This window comes from Bradyrhizobium hipponense, from assembly GCF_008123965.1.
Classification (GTDB): domain Bacteria; phylum Pseudomonadota; class Alphaproteobacteria; order Rhizobiales; family Xanthobacteraceae; genus Bradyrhizobium; species Bradyrhizobium hipponense.
Window position 1 is genome coordinate 1 of sequence record NZ_VSTH01000069.1, and the last position, 20,693, is coordinate 20,693.

Consider the following 20,693-nt stretch of genomic DNA (forward strand, 5'->3'; position numbering starts at 1 on the left):
CCTTGTGGGAGAGGGTGGCTCGCAGCGCAGCGGCGAGACGGGTGAGGGGTCTCTATCCGCGTGTTCGACTACCGCTTTGAACTTGCGGATAGAGACCCCTCATCCGGCGCTTCGCGCCACCTTCTCCCACAAGGGGAGAAGGGAAGGAAGCCGCGCAGCTATCTAAAACACATGCAGCGCCGCATATTGCAGCAGCATGATGGTCTTGGCATCGATGATGCGTCCATCGGCGATCATCGCCAGCGCCTCGTCGATGCCGAGCTCCAGCACCTCGATGTCCTCGCCTTCGTGTTCGAGGCCGCCGCCGTCGCTGACCCGCATCTCTGGCTCGTACTCGGCAATGAAAAAATGCAGCTTCTCGGTCACGGCGCCGGGGCTCATGAACGCCTCGAACACCTTGTGGACGTGGTGCAGGCGATAGCCGGTTTCCTCCTCGGCCTCGGCGCGGATGCGCACCTCCGGTGCGGCCTCGTCCAGCACGCCGGCGGCGGCTTCGATCAAGAGATCGTCATGGCCGCGGATGTACGCCGGCAGGCGGAACTGGCGCACCAGGATCACGGTGCGGCGCGCGCGATTGTAGGGCAGCACGGCTGCAGCGTTGTCGCGCTCATAGGTTTCGCGGTGCTGCGTCTGCCATTCGCCGTTGGCGCGCCGGTAGTCGAACGTCGTCTCTTTCAGAGGGGTCCAGTTGTCAGAGAGCACGCGGACGTCCTTGATGCGGACGCGGTCGGAAATGGTCATGGCTCGATCTCAGTTGTTTGTGGGCGTGTCGCGGCCGTCGAGCCATTTCTGGAACATTACCGAGGTCGATTCCTCGAAGCCGAGTGACACGTAGAACGCATTGGCCTGCTCGTTCCCGCGCCGAACCAGGAGCTGGAGCTTTGCAATCTCCGCCTGGCGCAGCCAGTCTTCCACAGCGGCCATGATGACGCGGCCGTAGCCGCGCTTGCGGCAGTCGGGATCGACGGCGACGTAATAGACCCAGCCGCGGTGGCCGTCATGGCCGACCATGGCGGTCGTGACGATCGCGCCGCCGTCGCGGCCGACCAGCACCGTTGAATTGTCTCGCCGCCGCGCCAGCGCGATATCGGCATGCGGATCGTTCCAGGGCCGCGTCAGGCCGCAGCGCTGCCACAGCGCGACCACGGGCTCGACGTCGGCATCCGCGATCTCTGCAATCGCGAGCGGGGAGGCAGCTTGGTTCACAGCACCTTCCCCGGATTCATGATTCCGAGCGGGTCGAGCATCGCCTTGATGGCGCGCATCAGCTCGATCGCGGTCTTGTCTTTCACCTCAGGCAGCTCGTCGCGCTTGAGCACGCCGATGCCGTGCTCGGCCGAGATCGAGCCGCCCATCCGCAGCACGATCGCGAACACCACCGCGTTCATCTCGTGCCAGCGCGCCAGAAAGTCCGCGCTGTCGGCGCCGACCGGCTGGCTGACATTGTAGTGCAGATTGCCGTCGCCGAGATGGCCGAACGGCACCGGCCGCGCGCCGGGGATCAGCTTCACCACGGCAGCATTGGCCTCGGCGATGAAGGCGGGCACCGCTGCGACCGGCACGGAGATGTCGTGCTTGATCGAGCCGCCCTCCGGCTTTTGCGCCGACGACATCTCGTCGCGCAGCTTCCAGAAGCCGGCGCGCTGGCTGAGGTTGGCCGCGATCACGGCGTCGTCGACGATCTCGTCTTCCATGGCGCGGGTCAGGATCGCCTCCAGCGGCGCGCGCGCATCCTCGCCGGCTGCGGACAATTCTATCAGCACGTACCAGGCATGCTTGTCTTGAAGCGGATCGCGCACGTCGATGCCGTGGCGGATCGAGAAATCCACTGCCAGCTCCGACAGAAGCTCGAAGCTGGTCAGCGCGTTGGCGGCTTCGCTTTGCGCGATCGCCAGCAGCCTCAAGGCCGCCTCCGGCGATTTCAACCCAACGAAGGCGGTCTCGATCGCCCGCGGCTTCGGAAACAGCTTTAGCGTCGCCGCCGTGATGATGCCGAGCGTGCCTTCCGCGCCGATGAAGAGGTTGTGCAGATTGTAGCCGGTGTTGTCCTTCTTCAGCTTCGACAGCACGTTGAGAATGCGCCCGTCAGCGAGCACCACCTCGAGCCCCAGCGCCATCTCGCGCGCCACGCCATAGGCGAGCGCCGCCGTGCCGCCGGCATTGGTCGACAGATTGCCGCCGATGGTGCAGCTGCCTTCCGCGCCCAGCGACAGCGGAAACAGCCGGTCGAACTCGGCCGCCTTCTGCTGGGCGATCTGCAGCACCACGCCGGCCTCGCAGGTCATGGTGTTGGAGGCCGTATCGACCTCGCGAATCCTGTCCAGCCGCCGCAGCGACACCACCACCTCGCCATTGTGCGGCGTCTGGCCGCCGACAAGGCCGGTGTTGCCGCCCTGCGGCACCAGCGCGACCCTGTGCGCGGTGGCGAGCTTGCAGATCTCGGAGACTTCCGCGGTCGAGCCCGGGCGCAGCACCAGCGGCGAGCGGCCGTGGAACAGGTTGCGCTCCTCGGTGACGTAGGCCTCGATGTCGGCCGCATCGGTGATCGCGTGCTTCTCGCCGACGATCTTGCGGAATTGTTCGACCAACTCCGGCGCAAGCGGAGGGATGGCAGATGGATTGATATTCATGCCGTCTTCTTTCATTCCGCGTTCTATCGCGCAACCGCCGCGCGGCGCAGGCGGTCGTTGATGGCTTCGCCCAGATCCTGTTCGGGAATCGTCATCACCGCGATCGCCTTCGGGCCCTTCGCATCGAGCGCGCGAAGATAGCCGAACAGATTGGCGGCGGCTTCATCGAGATCACCGCTGGGCGACAAGTTCATCACGGCCGACGCTGCGTCAAGGCCGGGGAGGCGTGCAGGGCCGAACGCCAGCAATGCTTCGCCCGGCTCCACGTCGCGCGCATCGAGCCGCACGCTGGCCCGCGGCGCGTAATGCGAGGCCAGCATGCCCGGCGCCAGCGGCTGGCTGTCGTCGCTCTCGGCCTCCGCGGGCGGCCGCGCCAGGGCTACGCCGAGCACCGCCTCGATCCGCTCGCGCGACAGCCCGCCGGGACGCAGCAGCATCGGCGATTCGAAGCAGCCGACAATGGTCGATTCGACGCCGACCTCGACCGGCCCGCCGTCGACGATCAGGTCGATCCGACCCGCAAGGTCGCTCTCGACATGGGCTGCCAGCGTCGGCGAGACATGGCCGGAGATATTGGCCGACGGCGCCACCACCGCCCCGCCGAAGGCGTGCAGGATCGCCTGCGCCACCGGGTGGGCGGGAATGCGGATCGCGACGGTATCGAGGCCCGCGGTGGCAAGCTCAGCCACCGGGCAGCCGTCGGTCTTCGGCACAACCAGCGTCAGCGGCCCCGGCCAGAACGCCTCCGCAAGCCGCAGCGCGCGCGCGTCGAACCGGCCGATGGCGCGCGCGGCGGCAAGGTCCGCCACATGGGCGATCAGCGGATTGAAGGCCGGCCGCCCCTTGGCGGCATAGAGATGGGCGATCGCGGCAGCATTCCCGGCGTCCGCCCCGAGCCCGTAGACCGTCTCGGTCGGGAACGCGACCAGCCCGCCGGCGGCGAGCCGCCGGGCGGCAGCCTCGGCGGCGGCGTGGCCTGCCGGTAAAATCAACGTTTCAAGGCTCGTTTTCACAGGGACGAAATTCCTTAGACCGGCCGCTTGCGGTGCGCCAAACCCGACGCTATAAGCCGGCCTCTTGTCGGAGTGTGGCTCAGCCCGGTAGAGCACTGCGTTCGGGACGCAGGGGTCGCAGGTTCGAATCCTGCCACTCCGACCAAGATTTTATTACGCTTTTTGTCTTCTTTCACGATACGCGGCCAAGTCAACCCCGCGATCAACCCCAGATACGATGTTCTTGTTTGGTTTCGTCGTGATGGCTGCAGCCGCCTCGCGCAAGAATTCCGGGTGGTGGTGGCCATAGGTATCGAGCAATACCTCGACCGACATCCCAAGAAACCCAGCTGACTTCCATGGATCTGCGCCGCGCTGCATCAGCCAGGTCGCGGCCGTGTGCCTCAAGGTGTGCGGAGTGACCTTGCCCGGTTCGGTGGACAGCTTGGCGACTCCAACGGCGCTTCGGAACCCCGACTTGACGGATTTGACCGCCGCGCCGTTGAACTCGACAAAGTGTGAGACGATTGCGCCCGTCCTAGCCCAGCGACGCATATGGGCGAGCAATCGGTCAGGAATTGGCGCCGGCGGCTGCCGTTTTTTAGTCGGACGCCGTCCCTGGGCGCGTCGATAAAAGATGCCGTTTTCAAGATCGACATACGATCGGCCCGTGTCACGGTAGGGCGACGCTGAGGCGATCGCGCCGGCGCGCGTACCGGTATAGAGCCCGATCAAAATAAAGCGCGCGATATGACGAAGCGGGCGCTTGCCCGTCTCAATTTTTTGGTTCTTGAGAGGTCCGCGATGCCGTGTCTGGACTTCGCGGTATCGCCAGCACGCCCACAGCAGTGCAGCGGCTTCGCTGCGGCTCAGCCACCGCTCACGACCAGGTCCTTTTGCGGGAAGCGCGACGCGAACCAACCCGCGATGCAGGCCTTCCCGCGCATGATGATTGATTGCTGCACGCAGATCTTCCAAATCGCGCCGGGCTCCCCCGGGACGCCCGCGAGCCTTCACATACTGCCCGCAAGTCTGCGCATTCACCTCAGCCAGCATCTTGCCACCGAAAAAATCGTTCAGGCGACCGATCCGGTCCGCGAACTCCGTTATTTCGGACTGAGGAGAGCCTCGTTCAATGTAAATCGCCTCGCGATGAGCGTGATAGATTGCAAGTACATCGGCGACATCGATGTTTTCAATGTCGCGGACGCGACGCGGAGGGCGGTACTTCGAGGTGATATACGTTACGAGGGCGTCTTCGGCGGCCCTCGGCGGCTTTCGCTCAGCCTCGCTCGCAAAGACTCCTGTGGCAACCTCGCGGTCTCCATCGCGGATGGTCCAGACAGCGTTGGCGATGAGGCGTCCGTTTCTTCTCTTGGCCTTGCGTTTGTAGAGTCTCGGGCCTTTGCTGATACGCGGCATAGCTCCCTCATGCGCTCGATATGTGCCAGCGTCGTAAAATCCTTACCTGCGATGCGCTCGATGATCAGGCGACCGCGCAAAGCTTCCTTGCGAAGCCCAGAACTGGTCATCGACCCATCCGGAAATGCCAACGAAGCTGCCGTAGACAGTCGAATTGGATCGTTGGGAGCAATTTCGCTTCGTCGGTTTGTTGGTGCGCCCATGGCAGCAGACTCGGTGGACTTCCTCGACGTTGCGCAGGCAGTTGCGCGTCGCAGCGATGTTGCCTCTCCTGACGACCAAAGAAAACGACGCTCTCGTTGCCGCTTGCCTGCCACGCATCGCATGCCAGCGGATCTTAGCGAGCTCGCTCGTAGAGAAACCTGAGCTATCAAAGCGCAGCGTAGCAAAAATACTTGCGCGTTTCGGAGACACTCCCAACATTGGATCTCTCAATCGTTGTCTTCACAGCTTGTAAGGCGCCCGGATACCGGGATCGTCATTCGGAAAATTGTTGCTGCGCGTGACGAGCAGCATGGAATGCTCCTGCGCTGTCGCCCAGATAACGGCATCTGGCAATTTGATCCGATGACTTCGACGAAGACCAACAGCACGCTCTGCGATGTGTTCATCGACGGCGACGATATCGAAGCCGCTTAGATAGTTGTGCGTCGCAGCTTCAACATCGGGATCGGCGCCCACCATGACTTCCATCCATGTAATGATACTGACGGCTTTTTTTGTATAGCGCTGAAGTTCTGTGCGAGCTTCGGGAACAGCGTTGAGGTAGTCGACCAGAATATTGGTGTCGAACAGTGCCTTCACCATTCGCGACGCACTTTCTCTTGATAGGTCAAGCCGTCCACCTTGCGTTTACCCCAGAGGCCAAACGCATCACCTTCCTGCTTGCTATGCCGCTTCGCGAGATAGTCGTCGATCGCCTGACGAATGAGAGCCGCGCGCGACCGCTTGTCCTTCTTCGACAATTCGTCCAGCGCTTGGATTTGACTATCGCCGAGATCAACCAGCGCTCGCATGGCAGGGTCCTTGGATATATGATATCAATATTATGTATCATCTGGTCGAAAAATCGCCAGCCCGATTCCCGCTATCTGCGAAAGCGATGGCTCATTCGGCAACCGCTCAACCGACGAATGTTCAGTCTCATAACCTGAAGGTCATAGGTTCAAATCCTATCCCAGCAACCAAGATTTGATAGCAATATCAATGAATTAGCCCGCCTCTGGCGGGCTTTTTCATTCCTTACAAGTCATTTCCAGGCTGCCCGAAAAGAAACCATTGTTTACCAATAGGTTAGCGGAATTCCCACCGCGATTCCCAGCCGCTTCCAAAAACTCCACGGCACAAAAATGGCACAAAATGGCACAAAAATTCAGAGCAAAAATGCCGTGTTAAGATGCTCGGCAAGCGGCATCGAAAGACCTGATCCTTCGGGCGTCATAGGACCGTCGGAGTGCGAATGCCCGGCAGCATCGAATTCCATTCTTGCCATTGTCCTTTAAGAAGCATCCTCACGCGACGGAGGCGAGCCCGAAGGCTAATGTTGGCCCCCACGAGGTTGTTTTCATGCTGGCGATACCTCAGCGAAGGCCTTTTATCGTAGAAGATCGTGCCGCCTACTGCCGAAATGACGATGTAGGTCATCCAGTCATGAATGATCACGTTCCCGTCCGCCACTCTCTTGAGCAGTTCGCGTGCAGCCCGGTTGAAGACCATTGTGTTTCCGCCGGCAATGCTTTGCACGAGAGCGTTTCGGAAGCTCGGCGGCTTTTTGAATTCCATGGAGTATCCGCTGTGGCAACCCTCGCGATCGATCAATTCGGTTCGCGAACCATAAAGCGTCGGATGATCACCGGGCACCGTCCGCACGAGATCTAACGCTCGTTCCAGCTTATCTGGGCACCAAACATCGTCTTGATCGCTGAACGCAAAATAATCCGCTTCGATGCTGGTATCCCGAAGCAGGGAAAGGAAATTGCTATTTGGGCCTGCGGAAGGTCCAGAACGCAAGGTCACTGAGTTTGAAACGCGCCTGGCGAAGTCCTGAACGAGCTCAATCGTTCTGTCCTTGGACGCATCATCAGAAACATGGAGAGACCAATCCCTATGCGTCTGCTGTACGTAAGATTCCAGCTGCTCAGGTAAAAATCGAGCACCGTCCTTCACCGCAAGGAGAATTGCGACGTGCGCACGACTAGCGTTTGTCGCAAGTGTCGAGAGCGGCGCCGATCCGTCCGTCGGTACTGCCTTAGGGAGACCGACGAAGCGACCAGGACTTGGAAAATGGCATTCTGAATGAAATTCACGTTTGAAAGACTGTGGCACAGCAGAAGAACCCACCCCAAAACATCCAGACGGGAACCGTCCGAGAGTTGCGCAGCCCGAAGGAATTAGCCCCAAAGAGCCTGCTCGTGACGACGAGCAAACCAACCCCACAACCTAATACGCGCAGATGGTGAGAGTTGCAACTTTATCCTAGACCCAAAGAAGGCCGCAAAGCCACGTATTTCAGTGACTTAGAGGCGTGGGGAGGCCGGGAAGTGAAAAACGTACCAATTGTCCGAGAGCGTGTCGTTTCCGCTACAGGTTGCGAGCTTTCTACAAAAGTCCGCGGACTCGCCTGGTAGCCAGAGACGACCAATGAAGCAGCGTGCTACTCTGAGGCAGGAATGCTTCATAGGTGTCTGAGAGATAGACTTGCTTTCAGTCTCCGCCTGGGTAGGTTTATTGTAGGCGAAGGTCACGGCTTGCCGGGCACCGGCGTACATGACGCGCTGAAGTATGTTGCCAATGCTAACGTCTCACCTTCCCGACCGATCCCAAGCTGCTTCATGCGGCTATCAAGGGGCTCAACCCCCTGGCGAGGAGGCACGCCGTCAGGCTGCGGCAGTCCTATTCTCGTGTGGCCAAGGCCGCCGCGATGATGGCGGGCCGCTACGCCCATGCCCAACAGTTCAGCCGGCATCAGCGGCAGTTGCGCATTCTGCGCAGCCGGCTCGGCCGCATCATCCGCGACATCCGCCGTAAGATCGAGGGCCAGCCGGCACTGGAGGAGGCATTCGCCCTCCCGCTTAGCCGGGCCGCGCAAATCCGCTCGCAGCAGCAGCGCCAGCGCGGCTGGAAGCTTTATTCCTTCCATGCCCCGGAGGTGGAATGCATCGGCAAGGCAGGGCCGCCGCGCCTTACGAGTTCGGCGTGAAGGCCTCCATCGTCACCAACAACCGCCGGGCTCCCGGTGGCCTTTTCGTGCTGCACGCCAGGTCGCTGCCCGATAATCCCGCGACAGTCAAAGGATATCGCGGCCACGACACGCAAAATCCCGTCGCGTCTTCATTTCGGGGCAGAAGCGCGGCGTGTTCGGCGCCATCCAGCGCGAGCTCCGGCGCCGCTCCGCCATCGAGCCCATCATCGGACATCTGAAGGCCGAAGTTCACCTTGGCCGCTGCTACCTCAAAGGCCGCGCCGGCGACGCCGCCAACGTCGTGCTCTCAGCAGTGGGCCACAACTTCCGCCGTATCCTCGCCTGGCTCAGAGAACTCTTGTGCCTGTTCCTGATCCAGCTCTGGCGCACGCCCCCCTGTCCAGTCCCACTCAATTCGGCTTCTTAACGGACGACCAATTTGCGCGTCAAACTTGTCTGTTCGGGGATCAAGGGCGACAGCGTGGTGATTCTCACGATAGGCCAGGAGCCAACTACGACGCGATCGGGGCGAACAGATTGTAGAGCGAAATCAGTCTTCTCATCCGGTCATCTCAGCGCGATGATCCCTCGTGTAACTAGGCAGTTTAGCACCATATCAGCCGACTGCTCCGGCTGCTGGCCCAGTGTCTTTAAATGGACATCCGGCGCGCTCGGCGCTTCGTATGGCGCATCGATGCCGGTGAAATTCTTAATCGTGCCTGATCTCGCTTTGGTGTAGAGCCCTTTCGGATCGCGCCGCACACATTCGTCGATTGGCGTATCCACAAAGACCTCGATGAATTCGCCCTTGCCCACGAGATCACGCAACATGTCCCGCTCGGCCTTGTAGGGGGAGATGAACGAGCAGATCACGATCAGGCCGCTGTCGAGCATTATTTTCGCGACCTCGCCCGCGCGGCGGATGTTTTCCACGCGATCGGCTTCGGTGAAGCCGAGATCTCGATTGAGACCGTGTCTGAGATTGTCGCCGTCCAAGAGCATGGTGTGATGCGACATCGCAAACAGCCTTTGGTCCACGAGGTTGGCGATGGTCGACTTGCCCGCGCCGGAGAGCCCGGTGAACCAGACGATGCAGGGTCTTTGGTGCTTGAGAGCGGCGCGCTCGGTCTTACCGACCGAAAGCGGCTGCCAGGCGATGTTAGCAGCGCGCCGCAAGGGGAAGACGATCATGCCTGCTCCGACGGTCCGGTTGGTGTAGCGGTCGATCACGATAAAGCAGCCGGTGCGGCGGTTCGCCTCATAGGTGTCGAAGGCGGCGGCATTTGCTAGTGCAACGTTGCAAAAGCCGATTTCATTGAGACTCAAGGTTCGGGCTGCCAAGCGTGCGCCGGTGTTGACATCGATTTTGTATTTGATCGCAGTGATGCTGCCGGACGCGATCGATTGCGTGCCGATCCGGAGGGCATAGGAACGGCCCGGAACCATGGCTTCCTGATCCATCCAGATCACGTGGGCCGAAAACTGGTCAGCGACCTCGGGTCGTTCTGTCGGCTTGGCGAGAATGTCTCCGCGGCCGATGTCGATCTCGTCAACCAGCGTAATGGTCACCGCATCGCCGGCTTCGGCGCGCCCAGCTTCGCCATCGTATGTCACTATCTGCTTGATGCGCGAATGGCGGCCCGATGCAGCGACAATGATTTCTTCGCCAACCGCAATGCTGCCGGACGCGACCGTTCCGGCGTAGCCACGGAAATCCAGGTTAGGCCGGTTCACCCATTGCACCGCGAAGCGGAAAGGCAGGCCGGCCGTCTCAGACTCCAGGTCGACGCTCTCGAGATAGTCCAAGAGACATGGGCCATGATACCAATCGGTGTTGCTGGACTGGCTGGTGACGTTGTCGCCGTATCGTGCTGCGATCGGGATAGCTACGATCGACGTGAAGCCGAGGCTCGAAGCGAACGCCACATAGTCGCCCACGATGCGATCGAACACCTCCTTGCGGTAATCGACCAGATCGACCTTGTTAATGGCCACGACCACGTGCCGAATGCCTAAGAGCGAGCAAATCAAGGAATGGCGCTTGGTCTGCACCAGGACGCCCTTGCGCGCGTCAATCAGCATTACCGCGAGTTGGGCGTTGGACGCGCCGGTCGCCATGTTGCGCGTATATTGTTCGTGGCCGGGGGTATCGGCCACCACGAACGATCGGCGCGGTGTAGTGAAGAAGCGATAGGCGACGTCGATGGTGATGCCCTGTTCGCGTTCGGCTTCGAGCCCGTCGACCAGCAAGGCAAAATCGAGATCATCTCCGGTTGTGCCGTGCTTGACGCTTTCACGCGCGAGCGTCTGCAGCTGATCCTCATAGATCATCCTGCTGTCGTGCAGGAGCCGACCGATCAGCGTCGACTTTCCGTCATCGACCGAGCCGCAACTGATTAAGCGCAGCTGATCCTTGCTGTCGGAGGGGGCAAGCCCTCGCAATGCATCAGCATCCATTTAGAAGTAACCTTCCCGCTTCTTTTTCTCCATCGATGTCCCTTCATCAGAATCGATAAGCCGTCCCTGGCGTTCGGATATTTTTACAACATGCATTTCCGCGACGATGTCCTCGATGGTGGCGGCGTCAGATTCGATGGCGCCGCTCAGCGGATAGCAACCAAGCGTGCGGAAACGTATCATCTTGAGCTCGGAACTCTCGTTCGGAGCCAATGGAAGCCGCTCGTCATCGACCATGATCAGCGTGCCGTGGCGATGGACCACCAGCCGCTCTTTCGCGAAATAAAGCGGAACGACCGGAATCTTCTCCAGCATGATATATTCCCAGATATCGAGCTCCGTCCAATTCGACAGGGGAAACACGCGCATCGTCTCGCCTTGCCGGATCCGGGTGTTGAAGAGATTCCACAGCTCTGGCCTCTGGTTACGCGGGTCCCAGACATGTCCGGGCGAACGGAAGGAGAAGATGCGTTCCTTCGCCCGGCTCTTTTCCTCATCGCGCCGAGCGCCCCCGAACGCCGCGTCAAAGCCGTAGAGGTCGAGGGCCTGCTTGAGCGCCTCGGTCTTCATCACCTGCGTGTGCAGCGCCGGCCCGGAAACAATCGGGTTGATGCGGCGCTCGATCCCCTCCTGGTTCACATGCACGATCAGGTCGATGCCGAGACGCTTGGCAGTCTGGTCGCGAAAGCTGATCATCTCGCGAAACTTCCAAGTAGTATCGACATGCATTAGCGGGAACGGGACCTTTGCCGGATAGAAGGCCTTCAGCGCAAGGTGCAGCATGACGCTCGAATCCTTGCCGATCGAATAGAGCATCACAGGCTTTCTAAATTCGGCAAAGACATCGCGCATGATCTCGATGGACTCGGCCTCCAGACGCCGGAGATGCCGCGGCAGCCTGTGAGTCTCTGGGTTAGTGATGTCTTGCGCATTCATTTTAAAGATCCCGGGGCGCTCCCCGCGCGACAAAGTCGGTGCTTCGATAATCTGGCTTGCCATACCGCAAGGGGCGGCCGTCCAAGTCCGTAACAGTGCCGCCGGCGGCCAGAAGCACCGCGTGGCCAGCTGCCGTATCCCATTCCATCGTTGGCGCGAGCCGCGGGTACACGTCAGCCTCTCCCTCCGCGACGACGCAGAATTTAAGCGAAGAGCCAGATGGCTGAAGATCGGTGATCCCGTGGCGTTTAACCCACGCCTTGGTCGCACCGTCGAGATGAGAGCGGCTGACGACCGCTCGCCGCCCTTTAGATGGAGCCTGGCGCACTTCTATGGGGCGCATTTTGCTGAAGGAGAGGGCGCCCTCGTTCGCGCGGATATCGAGCCTATACGCATTGGTGCCGCCCATATAGAGCTGGTGCAGGGCCGGCGCGTAGACCGCGCCCGCAACCGGACTGCCAGCCTGGATCAGGGCAATGTTGATCGTGAATTCGTCCCTGCCTTGGATGAATTCTTTAGTTCCGTCGAGCGGATCGACAAGGATAAACCGCTCAGCCGTCTTGAGGAAGACGCCTGAGCAGCTCTCTTCGCTGACAATCGGGAAATCCGGCAGGTTCCTTTCGAGGCAGCTACGGATGAGATCGTCGGCTCGAAGGTCGGCGGCGGTCACGGGTGAGCCGTCCGCCTTGAAGTCAGGGCGGCACGCATCCGCGCGGGCATCCATGACGACCTCGCCGGCGCGAACGGCAATTAGGCCAAACAGCCGCGCGAGTCTTTCGAACTCGTCCAGATTAAGCTCCTCGCTCAAATAAAGGTTTCGTCTTATTACCATGGTTGCGCGACGGTTGAATGCTGAAAAAAGTTGAAAGTCGCTCTTGCTGGGCGCAAAAAGCATAGAATGCAAGAATTTTTGCTCGCGTTTCGCCAGACTGGATAATATCCTCGTGTCAAAAGCAAAGTTTCTGTTTGCACTAGCTTGCGGGGTAAGCGGCTTCACGCCTGATTGAACCCTTTCACATGAGCAGGTCAACGGTTTCAGCTAAGCCGTCAGCGGAACTGTCTAAACTGATCGAGCACCGCGCCTAAACGAATGCCTCCTCGCTCCACCCGCGTGACGCCGAGCTCAAGGCGCAGCATGCGAAATTGCGAATGCAATTGAGCGGCTGCACGAGGAGTTCAAGCATAAGCTAGAACCTGATACCGTTCATCGGTGGACGGCGCGGCCATGTGGTTCTGGGCGTTGCTTCAATCTGGTTAGATCAACATGCGCAACGTCGGCCGCCTGCAACCCTTCGTTACGGCCTCATCGATCAGCCAATTGACCCTGCCGCCCCCTCGGGTAGGGTCACTCTGCTAGAGATCGTTCCGTGCAGATTCCAACCACTCTCGAAGCGACACCTGATCTGTGAAGTAACCACATGTGCAAAAAGCGCGCGTCTGAGCTTGTTTCTAAGTAATGATATCAAGAAAAACACTTCCCAACGCTGCCCGTTGGTTTCGAACAGAAATCTCGCTTTCCTGCACAACGTGGAGCGGTCCAGACACTGCTCGCGCGCACGAGGCAAGAGTGCGACATGTCGACATCATTCTAATGTTGCTTGCAGTAGCATTGCCCTGGTCGACTAGTGTGACCGGTATATTGGGCGTCGTCGTGGCGTTTTGCATCTTGCTGAATGCTCGGGTAGAGCTGCTCCTTACCAGTCTCAAGCGACCTGCCAGCGTGCTTCCGCTCGCACTCCTGTTGCTCGCAGCAACCGGCACAACATGGGCAGACGGTGTATCCTGGCCCGAACGACTAACGGGCGTGGGCAAAATGGCTAAGTTGTTGTTGCTGCCGCTCTTGCTTGTTCACTATCAGTCTTCGCAACGGGCAAAATGGATTTTCGCGGCATTCGTCGCCTCTAGTGGCGTTCTGCTGGTCCATTCGTTTCTAGTGTCTGCATTCCCGGCGCTCGCGATTACGACTAGACTCGATCAACCGGGCATTCCGGTAAAAAATTATATCGATCAAAGTCAAGGTTTTGTGGTCATTGCGGTCGCGCTCGCGGCTCTTGCCTTCGAAGCAGCAGCGCGGTTGAAATACTATTTAGCCGCGCTGCTTGCGATAACTTCTTGTGCATTCCTCGCCAACCTTGTTTTCATCAATGTCGCTCGGTCCGCCTTCCTCTATGCGCCATTAATGTTTGTGCTGCTGATGGTGCGTTACCTGAGCCGAACTAAGGTGTTGCTTGGGTTAGTCGGATTGGGCCTTGTCTGCGGCGGATTGTGGAGCGCGTCTCCCAATCTGCAACGTAAGGTGACGGCCATTTTCACAGAAGCTAGTGCTTACCAGCCCGACGCGCCCATTGGAGAGAAGCAGCCCTCGGTAGCCCTGAGACTTGAGTTTTGGCGCAAATCATTGAACTTTTTTGAGGCTGCTCCGCTCTTGGGAAATGGTACGGGCTCGATCCGATCTCTCTTCGAACGCGATGCCGTTGGGCGAGCCGGGGTATCTGCTCTCGTCGTGGCGAATCCTCATAACCAGACGCTCGCAGCAGCCGTGCAATGGGGCGCTCTCGGACTCATCGCGATCTGGGCCATGTGGATAGCGCACGTGCACTTGTTCCGCGGCAGTGAGCTGGTCGCGTGGATAGGAATGCTGGCGACAGTGCAAAACATAGCAAGCTCGATGTTCAACTCCCACCTTGCAGATTTTTACGAAGGTTGGCTCTACGTATTATTTGTGGGAATTGCTGGAGGCGAGCTTCTGCGGATTCGGCAGGATACGGCGGCTTCCGGCGGCTCCGATGCTCCTGCTCCAGGTCTTTGCCGAGCAAATCGTCCCCCTGCCGTTGCGGAGGAGGATCCCGGAGACGAGCCCCTCAATTACCCGAGGAGGAGGAAGTCTTGCGAGCGGAGACTCGAAATGGGAGGACGGGTCAGGCCCAGATCAGAACAAGCTAAGCCAATGCATCAATAAGGACATGTTCAGACCGTCTTCCAGAAGTTGAGCTGATCCGGAAACACTGTATAGTCGTTTAATCGGCGATCGTAGATTTGCGTAGGCTAAGCGGAAACAAAAGTGAGCGGAGCGGAGAGCGAGCAGACCGCGAGCGCGGTTATCGGGGGTACGGGAGTCGTAGGCAGCTACATCATCGGGCAGCTCGTGCGTCCGGGTGAGCGCGTCATCGCACTGTCGCGAGCGCCAAGGAAAAGAGCTGGCGTGGAGTGGATTCGTGCAGATCTGCTGAAGCCGGACAAGCTGGTACTTCCCGCATTCAGCACTCTTTACTGCACTGCCGACGCTGTCCTGCTTGCTGACGCGCTTCCTTTCCTTCTCAATTCTGGCGCCAAGCGTCTCGTCGCTTTCAGCTCTACCAGCGTGCACACAAAACAGGACACCGAGGTTGCCGAGGAGCGGGAGATGATCCACAAGCTGGCGGATGCCGAGCGAAGGATCGTTGCAACTTGCGAGGAACGCCAAGTTGGCTGGACGATCCTGCGACCCACATTAATCTACGCCGAAGGCCGCGACACCAACATCACACCCTTGTCGCGGCTGATCCGCCGTTTCGGATTCATGCCATTGGTCGGAGGCGCACCGGGCCTGCGGCAACCCGTGCACGCCGAGGACCTTGCAATCGGCGCCATCGCTGCAGCCGCAAGTCAGGCCGCGGTGAACAAGTTCTATTCGTTGCCGGGGGCTGAAATCCTTTCCTATCGGGAGATGGTCGGCCGGATCTTCGATGCGTTGCACCTGCCACGACGCTTAATCTCCGTGCCGCCCTGGCTGTGGCGCGCCGGTTTCGATCTAGCGCAGCCACTTTTTCCCAGCTCAAACGTCGCCATGGGTATCCGCATGATGAAGGACATGACTTTCGACGGCACGTCCGCCGTCCGCGATTTCGGTTGGAATCCGAGGGCCTTTCGTCCGATTTTTGATTAGCCATTCGCCCTCGTACGTCGCGCGTCGATAATGGACTAATTACGAGTGACCGCCGCCCAAAGCAGCGCACGCCCATACAAAATGTTTCTAAAGAGATGAAAAGAAGCATTCGTGCGTTGCGCGTGAAAGCCTCAAGAGTTGGACTCGGCCTAGATCATCAGCGGTGATTATTTTTTTCGCTGGCGTCTCCGTCGGGCGGTTGATCAGTTTTGGGACTGCGGGTTGTCGGAGGTTGTCTTCCGTTGGTGTTCTCTCCTGGGGAAATCACAGAGCAATTTCAAGTACGTACGAGTTCGCAGTTTTGTTCTGAATGGCGCGCAACTTCTCTGCCCGCGCCGCCGCTCGGCGGCGGTTTTCGTTTTGGCTACGATGTCACTGCGATCTTGGTGGACTCCAAATCGTCGAGCCTCCATCATCATCTCTAGTATCCGGATTTTTGCCGCGTGAAGTCCGAATGTTGATGGTAAGGAGAGCGAGTGTTCCTGGCCATGACGCCGGAACTCGATTTCGAGCGATGCTCTGTTGATGATTAAGCCAATGCGGTCGGCGGATTAAGCGCCCGGCGAAAAGAGGTGCGGATGGTCGACTTTAAGAAGCTTCGGGAGAGCAAGGCGAAGCCGAAGCCCATCAACCCGCGCGAAATCTTCAATGCGCTGCCCAAGCCGCCGGGCATCAACGATCTCTACGCCAGCCAAGCGGAGGTGCTCGACAACTGGTTCGCGCGCCGGAACGAGCAAGATGTCGTCGTTAAGCTCCACACAGGTGGCGGCAAAACCCTCGTCGCATTGCTGATGGCGCAATCGGTGATGAACGAGATCGGCGAACCAGTGCTTTATCTGGCGCCGACAAACCAACTCGTCGGCCAGGTGCTCGCCAAGAGCCGCGAGTACGGTATCTCGGCGCAACCCTACACCAAGGGACAGCCTCTGCCCGGCGAGTTCCATGATGGCAAAAGCGTGCTCGTCGGCGCCTATGAGACGCTGTTCACCGGCCGCAGCAAGTTTGGTGTTCGCGGGGACGGACGATCGCCGGTAAAGGTCGGCGCCATTATCCTTGACGATGCGCATGTTGCCCTGACCTCGGTCCGCGAAGCCTTCACCCTGACCATTCCCGTGAAGGATCACGCCGACGTCTATGCCGACCTCGCCGGCCGATTTCGCGTTGCCTTTCGTGACGTCGGGCGCAGCGGCACCTTCTCCGACATTACGAACGGCAAAGATTATGGCGTCGTCGAGGTGCCGAGCTGGGCGTGGAACCGCAAACTACCGGAGGTGCAGGACTATATCTCGCAACACGTCGACGGGATCGATCCCTATGTCTGGCCGTTTTTGCGCGACAATCTCGCCTTCTGCCATTGCCTCTTCAGTCGCACCGCTGTGGCGATCACACCGATTTTTCCCCCCGTCGATCTTGTCCCCACCTTCGAGGATTGTCCGCGCCGTATCTACATGTCCGCCACGATCGCCGACGACAGCGAGATCGTGCGCACCTTCGGCGCATCGCCTGAAGCCGTCGCCAAGCCCATCACATCGACGTCGCTGGCTGGCGTTGGCGAGCGGATGATCCTCGTCCCGGAGCTAATGAAGCTTGGGGGCGCCGGCATCACGCCGATGGTGAAGAACATCGCAACCAAGCTCGCCGAACGTAAGAAGGGCGTGGCGATTCTCGCGCCATCAGGCCCCGTGGCAAAGACTTGGACGGATGTGGCGACCTACCCGGAGACGACAAAGGCCGTCACGGAACGTGTCGCGGAGATGCAGTCAGGTTCATCTTTCGGCCCGATTGTCCTTGCCAACCGGTATGATGGGATCGATCTAGCTACTTTGCGGCGCAAAATTCAATCTGGTTGGCCTTGGACTAGAATCGCGCGATATGCGGAAAACTGCCAGGTCGGACGGAAACAGAATTGACGTTGGTTGCTTTCGTTGATTCATTCTTGTGGATGATTCGAGAGCGAACCCTGCGAGCGCGCCAAAAGCTGGTCGGCAAATTGCCGATTACTGGCGAAATACTTCGTGGCTCGCTGCTGGAGCGCACGATCCGGCATACCAAAGATTGCCCGAAATGCGCGCGTGGCGAAGGGCACCGGGTCTTCGTTCTGACGGTGAGCTATGCCGGCGGACGCACCCGGCAAATCAGTGTGCGTCGTGAACGGGTTCCCGAGGTTCGCCGTTGGCTCGATAATTATCAGAAACTGAAGGAGACGATCGAGACGATCTGCGAGATCAATCACGATTTGCTGCGTCCGGAGAAAACGGCGGCAAAGCGCGGGGGGAAGAGCCGTGATTAAGATGCGACGCGTGCAGCTCAGCTTCGGCGATGGATTGATCGCTGAGGAAGTGAGCGATCTCCGCGAGAGCTGGATGACACACGCCGATCAGGTGCTGGCGGACGAGCAAATAGTAGCCGCCGTGTACGAAGCGCTGATGAAACGGCATCCCAAGAGCCGCAGCCGCGGCCGGCCGGGCGCTCCGGCGGAAGTGGTGCTGCGCTTGTTGATCCTCAAGCACATCCGTAACTGGAGCTATGGCGTGCTGGAGCGCGAGGTGCGCGCCAATCTGGTGTACCGCGACTTTACCCGCGTGGGCGCCGCCAAGACGCCCGATGCCAAGACCATGGGCCGCTGGGGAGTAGCGGTGGGGCCGGACGTGGTCAAACAGATTCACGAAAGACTTGTAAGGCTCGCACGGGACGAGGGGGCGATGGAAGGGCGCAGAATGCGCGTGGATACGACGGTGGTGGAGACCAACATCCATTATCCGACCGACTCGAGCTTGTTGGGAGACGGGGTTCGGGTGCTGATCCGCACCATGAAGAAGATCACAACGATCGCTGGCGAGGCTGGAGCCAGACAGTGCGATCGTAGTCGGACGGTGAAGCTGCGGGTGCTGGATATCGCGCGCGCGGCGCGCTCCAAAGCCAAGCAGAGCCGGGAGAAGCTCACGCAGGCGTACGGCAAATTGCTCAACTCGACCAGCCGGGTGGTGGGACAGGCAAAGCGGTTCTCCAAAGAGATCGCCGCAGGAGTGAAGCGCGCTTCGAGCATTCGCAAGCAGCTGGTGCTGGAGGGCCTGGGTCAGGAACTCGATGCGATGGTGCCGCTCATCAAGCAGGTGATGAAGCAGACTAGAGCGCGCATCTTCCGCGGCGATACGCGCGCCGAAGGCAAGATCCTCAGCCTGTTCGAGCCGTCGACAGAAATCATCCGCAAGGGCAAGGCGGGCAAGCCCAACGAGTTCGGCAAGATGGTGAAACTACAGGAGGCCGAAAACCAGATTGTGATCGACTATGAAGTCTACGCTCAGCGACCGCACGATTCGGAGCTGCTGATCGCAGCTATCGAAACGCATCAAGCGATGCTCGGACGCGCACCGCGCCTGGTAGCGGCAGATGCCGCCTTCTACTCCGCAAAGAATGAGGCAGCGGCGAAAGCAAAAGGCGTCAAACGCGTTTGCATTCCCAACCGCTCAACCAAGAGCATTGAACGCAGGCGCGAGCAGAAGAAGCGCTGGTTCCGCAACGGCCAGAAATGGCGGACCGGATGCGAGGGACGCATCAGTGTGACTAAGCGGCGGCATGGGCTTAACCGTTGTCGCTACAAAGGTGACGCCGGGATGAAACGTTGGGTCGGCCTCGGCGTCATTGCCGACAACCTCATCAACATCGGCCGCGCAATGGAAAAGCGGGCTGCCCGGTAAATCCGCCCGCCCTCACCATCAGGCTCTGTCAAAAACCCCGCCGGTCGCCCCCGGCGGGTCTTGCGTTGCTGCGCGCCCTTGAACACTCTTCCAAAAGCATCAATTTTGCGCCGGAAAGTAGCTAGCGACGCCTGCCGGTTCCTCGTGATGGACAATCTCCCGCAGGGCTCGTCGAACTACGATGTGTTCCGGATGAATGTCGTCGCCGATTCCGCCGTCGCATCCCTACTCGCCCAACGGATAGAGCAAGGGATTGGTCGCGGAACGCGCGGAGGCGGCGATCACTGCGTCGTCATGCTGATTGGCAGCAAGCTCGTCGCTTGGATCGGCCGCAAGAACAACTTGGCACATTTGACCGCGAGTACGCGCGTTCAGCTCAAGATGGGTCAGGAGGTCAGCGAGGCGGTCGCGAACGCCAAGGAGGTCGGTCAGACCGTACTGAAATGTCTGAACCGCGATCCTGATTGGGTGGCTTATCATGCATCCGAACTGGCCGACGCCGCGCATGCGGCGCCGATCGATATGCTGGCGCTCAAGGTCGCCGGCAGCGAAAGGCGCGCCTTTCGCCAGCAACGACTCGGACAGTTCGAAAACGCCATACAGACCCTGGAGAAGCTGATCGCCGATAAAGAGCTTGCTGACGACGCGGAGCGCCGGGCGTGGCTCTCAGCGTCGGCCGCACGCATCGCCTATCAAATGGAAGACGAAGGTCGCGGCCAGAAGCTTCAAACGAGCGCTTACACGGTCAACAACAATCATTCGCCGCCGAAGGTCAGGCCTGCCTACGTGCCGCGTCCGCTCCCGGGAAGGCAGTCGGCAGCGATCGTCAGTCGCATGCTCGAGTACGATCAACGCGGTGCCATGATCGCCGAATTCGACGAGGCGGTCGCCGAGCTAGTACCGGAGGCGTCGGCCGGCCGTTACGAGGAAGCGCTTGCCAACCTCGGCGCATTCCTTGGCTTTGAAGCGGAACGGCCGGAGAAGATCCACGGCGTCGGTCCTGATGTTCTTTGGCGAACTGACAGCACCTTCGATTTCGTTATCGAGGCGAAGAGCGAAAAGGACCAGGACAATCCCCTCTACAAGAAGGACCATGCCCAGCTCCTTGAAGCCGAGCATTGGTTTAAGAACGCCTATCCCGGGCGCGAGGCGCTGCGGGTCTCGGCGCTGCCGGAAGCTGTCGCTGACCCGAAAGCGACGCCAGCCGGCAGCTTTGCCCTGCGTCTCGATGAGATCACGAAATTGGTGGGCGCTCTGCGAGGGGTTTTGCTCGAACTGGTGTCCGGCTCCGGAAAATCTGACGCGCTACGGGAGCGCTGCGAAGCAGCACTTGTGAAGGCACACCTGAAACCGGACGGGATCAAGGCTAGTTTTCTCAAGCCGTTCGGCAAAAAGGCCAAGGGCACCTAAACCGCTTCTAGGCGCAACCATCGTTGCGCCTAGAATTCATTC

General features: G+C 59.7%; 17 protein-coding genes, 1 tRNA gene and 1 pseudogene. 8 read left to right on the forward strand and 11 right to left on the reverse strand.

Annotated features, from left to right (window positions below; genetic code table 11):
* Nucleotides 1–162: 162 nt before the first annotated feature.
* Genes FXV83_RS21105 through FXV83_RS21120 form a run of 4 tightly spaced genes read right to left on the reverse strand, consistent with a single transcriptional unit; the run spans nt 163 to nt 3,643 of the window.
* The gene (locus FXV83_RS21105) at nt 163–741 is read right to left on the reverse strand and encodes an NUDIX hydrolase (protein ID WP_148741328.1); all 579 of its coding nucleotides are present in this window, start codon (nt 739–741) and stop codon (nt 163–165) included.
* Between the two features lie 9 nt (nt 742–750).
* Nucleotides 751–1,206 carry a GNAT family acetyltransferase gene (locus tag FXV83_RS21110; RefSeq protein WP_187436047.1) on the reverse strand — a complete coding sequence of 152 codons (456 nt, stop codon included), beginning with the start codon at nt 1,204–1,206 and terminating at the stop codon, nt 751–753.
* Nucleotides 1,203–2,630, reverse strand: coding sequence for an FAD-binding oxidoreductase (locus FXV83_RS21115; RefSeq protein WP_148741329.1), 1,428 nt, complete (start codon nt 2,628–2,630; stop codon nt 1,203–1,205). The genes FXV83_RS21110 and FXV83_RS21115 overlap by 4 nt, the downstream gene beginning before the upstream one ends.
* 23 nt (nt 2,631–2,653) lie before the next feature.
* On the reverse strand, nt 2,654–3,643 hold the full coding sequence (locus FXV83_RS21120) for an L-threonylcarbamoyladenylate synthase (protein ID WP_187436048.1): 990 nt from the start codon (nt 3,641–3,643) through the stop codon (nt 2,654–2,656).
* Between the two features lie 68 nt (nt 3,644–3,711).
* Between FXV83_RS21120 and FXV83_RS21125 the strand changes: the two genes are divergently transcribed.
* Nucleotides 3,712–3,788: transfer RNA gene (locus FXV83_RS21125), tRNA-Pro, on the forward strand.
* A gap of 8 nt (nt 3,789–3,796) precedes the next feature.
* Here the strand turns inward: FXV83_RS21125 and FXV83_RS21130 are convergent.
* The 4 genes from FXV83_RS21130 to FXV83_RS21150 all read right to left on the reverse strand — a co-directional run bounded on the left by FXV83_RS21130 (nt 3,797) and on the right by FXV83_RS21150 (nt 7,384).
* Entirely contained in the window at nt 3,797–5,044 is a 1,248-nt protein-coding gene (locus tag FXV83_RS21130; RefSeq protein WP_148741331.1) for a tyrosine-type recombinase/integrase, read from the reverse strand.
* A gap of 444 nt (nt 5,045–5,488) precedes the next feature.
* Nucleotides 5,489–5,851 (reverse strand): type II toxin-antitoxin system VapC family toxin, encoded by a 363-nt coding sequence (locus FXV83_RS21140; RefSeq protein WP_148741332.1) that lies wholly within the window; start codon nt 5,849–5,851, stop codon nt 5,489–5,491.
* Nucleotides 5,845–6,060, reverse strand: a complete 216-nt coding sequence (locus FXV83_RS21145) for a ribbon-helix-helix domain-containing protein (RefSeq protein WP_148741333.1) — start codon at nt 6,058–6,060, stop codon at nt 5,845–5,847. Before FXV83_RS21145 ends, FXV83_RS21140 begins: the two co-directional genes overlap by 7 nt.
* Before the next feature lie 421 nt (nt 6,061–6,481).
* Nucleotides 6,482–7,384, reverse strand: a complete 903-nt coding sequence (locus FXV83_RS21150) for a glycosyltransferase family 2 protein (protein ID WP_187436049.1) — start codon at nt 7,382–7,384, stop codon at nt 6,482–6,484.
* 460 nt (nt 7,385–7,844) lie between these two features.
* Between FXV83_RS21150 and FXV83_RS21155 the strand changes: the two are divergent.
* Nucleotides 7,845–8,652: pseudogene (locus FXV83_RS21155) on the forward strand (transposase family protein); the annotation flags it as partial.
* 140 nt (nt 8,653–8,792) lie between these two features.
* Here FXV83_RS21155 and cysN read toward each other — a convergent pair.
* From cysN to cysQ, 3 genes are read right to left on the reverse strand one after another with little or no spacing between them, the layout of a single operon-like run.
* Nucleotides 8,793–10,682 carry a sulfate adenylyltransferase subunit CysN gene (cysN, locus tag FXV83_RS21160; protein WP_148741335.1) on the reverse strand — a complete coding sequence of 630 codons (1,890 nt, stop codon included), beginning with the start codon at nt 10,680–10,682 and terminating at the stop codon, nt 8,793–8,795.
* Nucleotides 10,683–11,618 (reverse strand): sulfate adenylyltransferase subunit CysD, encoded by a 936-nt coding sequence (gene cysD, locus FXV83_RS21165; RefSeq protein ID WP_148741350.1) that lies wholly within the window; start codon nt 11,616–11,618, stop codon nt 10,683–10,685. It abuts the gene before it with no gap.
* 1 nt (nt 11,619) lies between these two features.
* Nucleotides 11,620–12,615: a 3'(2'),5'-bisphosphate nucleotidase CysQ gene (gene cysQ, locus FXV83_RS21170; protein WP_235939966.1), complete on the reverse strand. Its 996-nt coding sequence runs from the start codon at nt 12,613–12,615 to the stop codon at nt 11,620–11,622.
* A 570-nt stretch (nt 12,616–13,185) separates the two neighbouring features.
* Here cysQ and FXV83_RS21175 point away from each other — a divergent pair.
* The 6 genes from FXV83_RS21175 (at nt 13,186) to FXV83_RS21200 (ending at nt 20,651) form a co-directional block, all read left to right on the forward strand.
* Entirely contained in the window at nt 13,186–14,577 is a 1,392-nt protein-coding gene (locus tag FXV83_RS21175) for an O-antigen ligase family protein (RefSeq protein ID WP_187436050.1), read from the forward strand.
* A gap of 102 nt (nt 14,578–14,679) precedes the next feature.
* A complete protein-coding gene (locus tag FXV83_RS21180) occupies nt 14,680–15,543 on the forward strand; it encodes an SDR family oxidoreductase (protein ID WP_148741337.1) in 864 nt (287 codons plus the stop codon).
* A gap of 578 nt (nt 15,544–16,121) precedes the next feature.
* Nucleotides 16,122–17,453, forward strand: a complete 1,332-nt coding sequence (locus FXV83_RS21185) for a DEAD/DEAH box helicase family protein (RefSeq protein WP_148741352.1) — start codon at nt 16,122–16,124, stop codon at nt 17,451–17,453.
* Nucleotides 17,450–17,833 (forward strand): DUF6788 family protein, encoded by a 384-nt coding sequence (locus FXV83_RS21190; protein WP_148741338.1) that lies wholly within the window; start codon nt 17,450–17,452, stop codon nt 17,831–17,833. The genes FXV83_RS21185 and FXV83_RS21190 overlap by 4 nt, the downstream gene beginning before the upstream one ends.
* 1 nt (nt 17,834) lies before the next feature.
* A complete protein-coding gene (locus FXV83_RS21195; protein WP_148741339.1) occupies nt 17,835–19,241 on the forward strand; it encodes an ISNCY family transposase in 1,407 nt (468 codons plus the stop codon).
* A 147-nt stretch (nt 19,242–19,388) separates the two neighbouring features.
* Nucleotides 19,389–20,651, forward strand: a complete 1,263-nt coding sequence (locus tag FXV83_RS21200; RefSeq protein ID WP_148741340.1) for a hypothetical protein — start codon at nt 19,389–19,391, stop codon at nt 20,649–20,651.
* Nucleotides 20,652–20,693 lie beyond the last annotated feature (42 nt).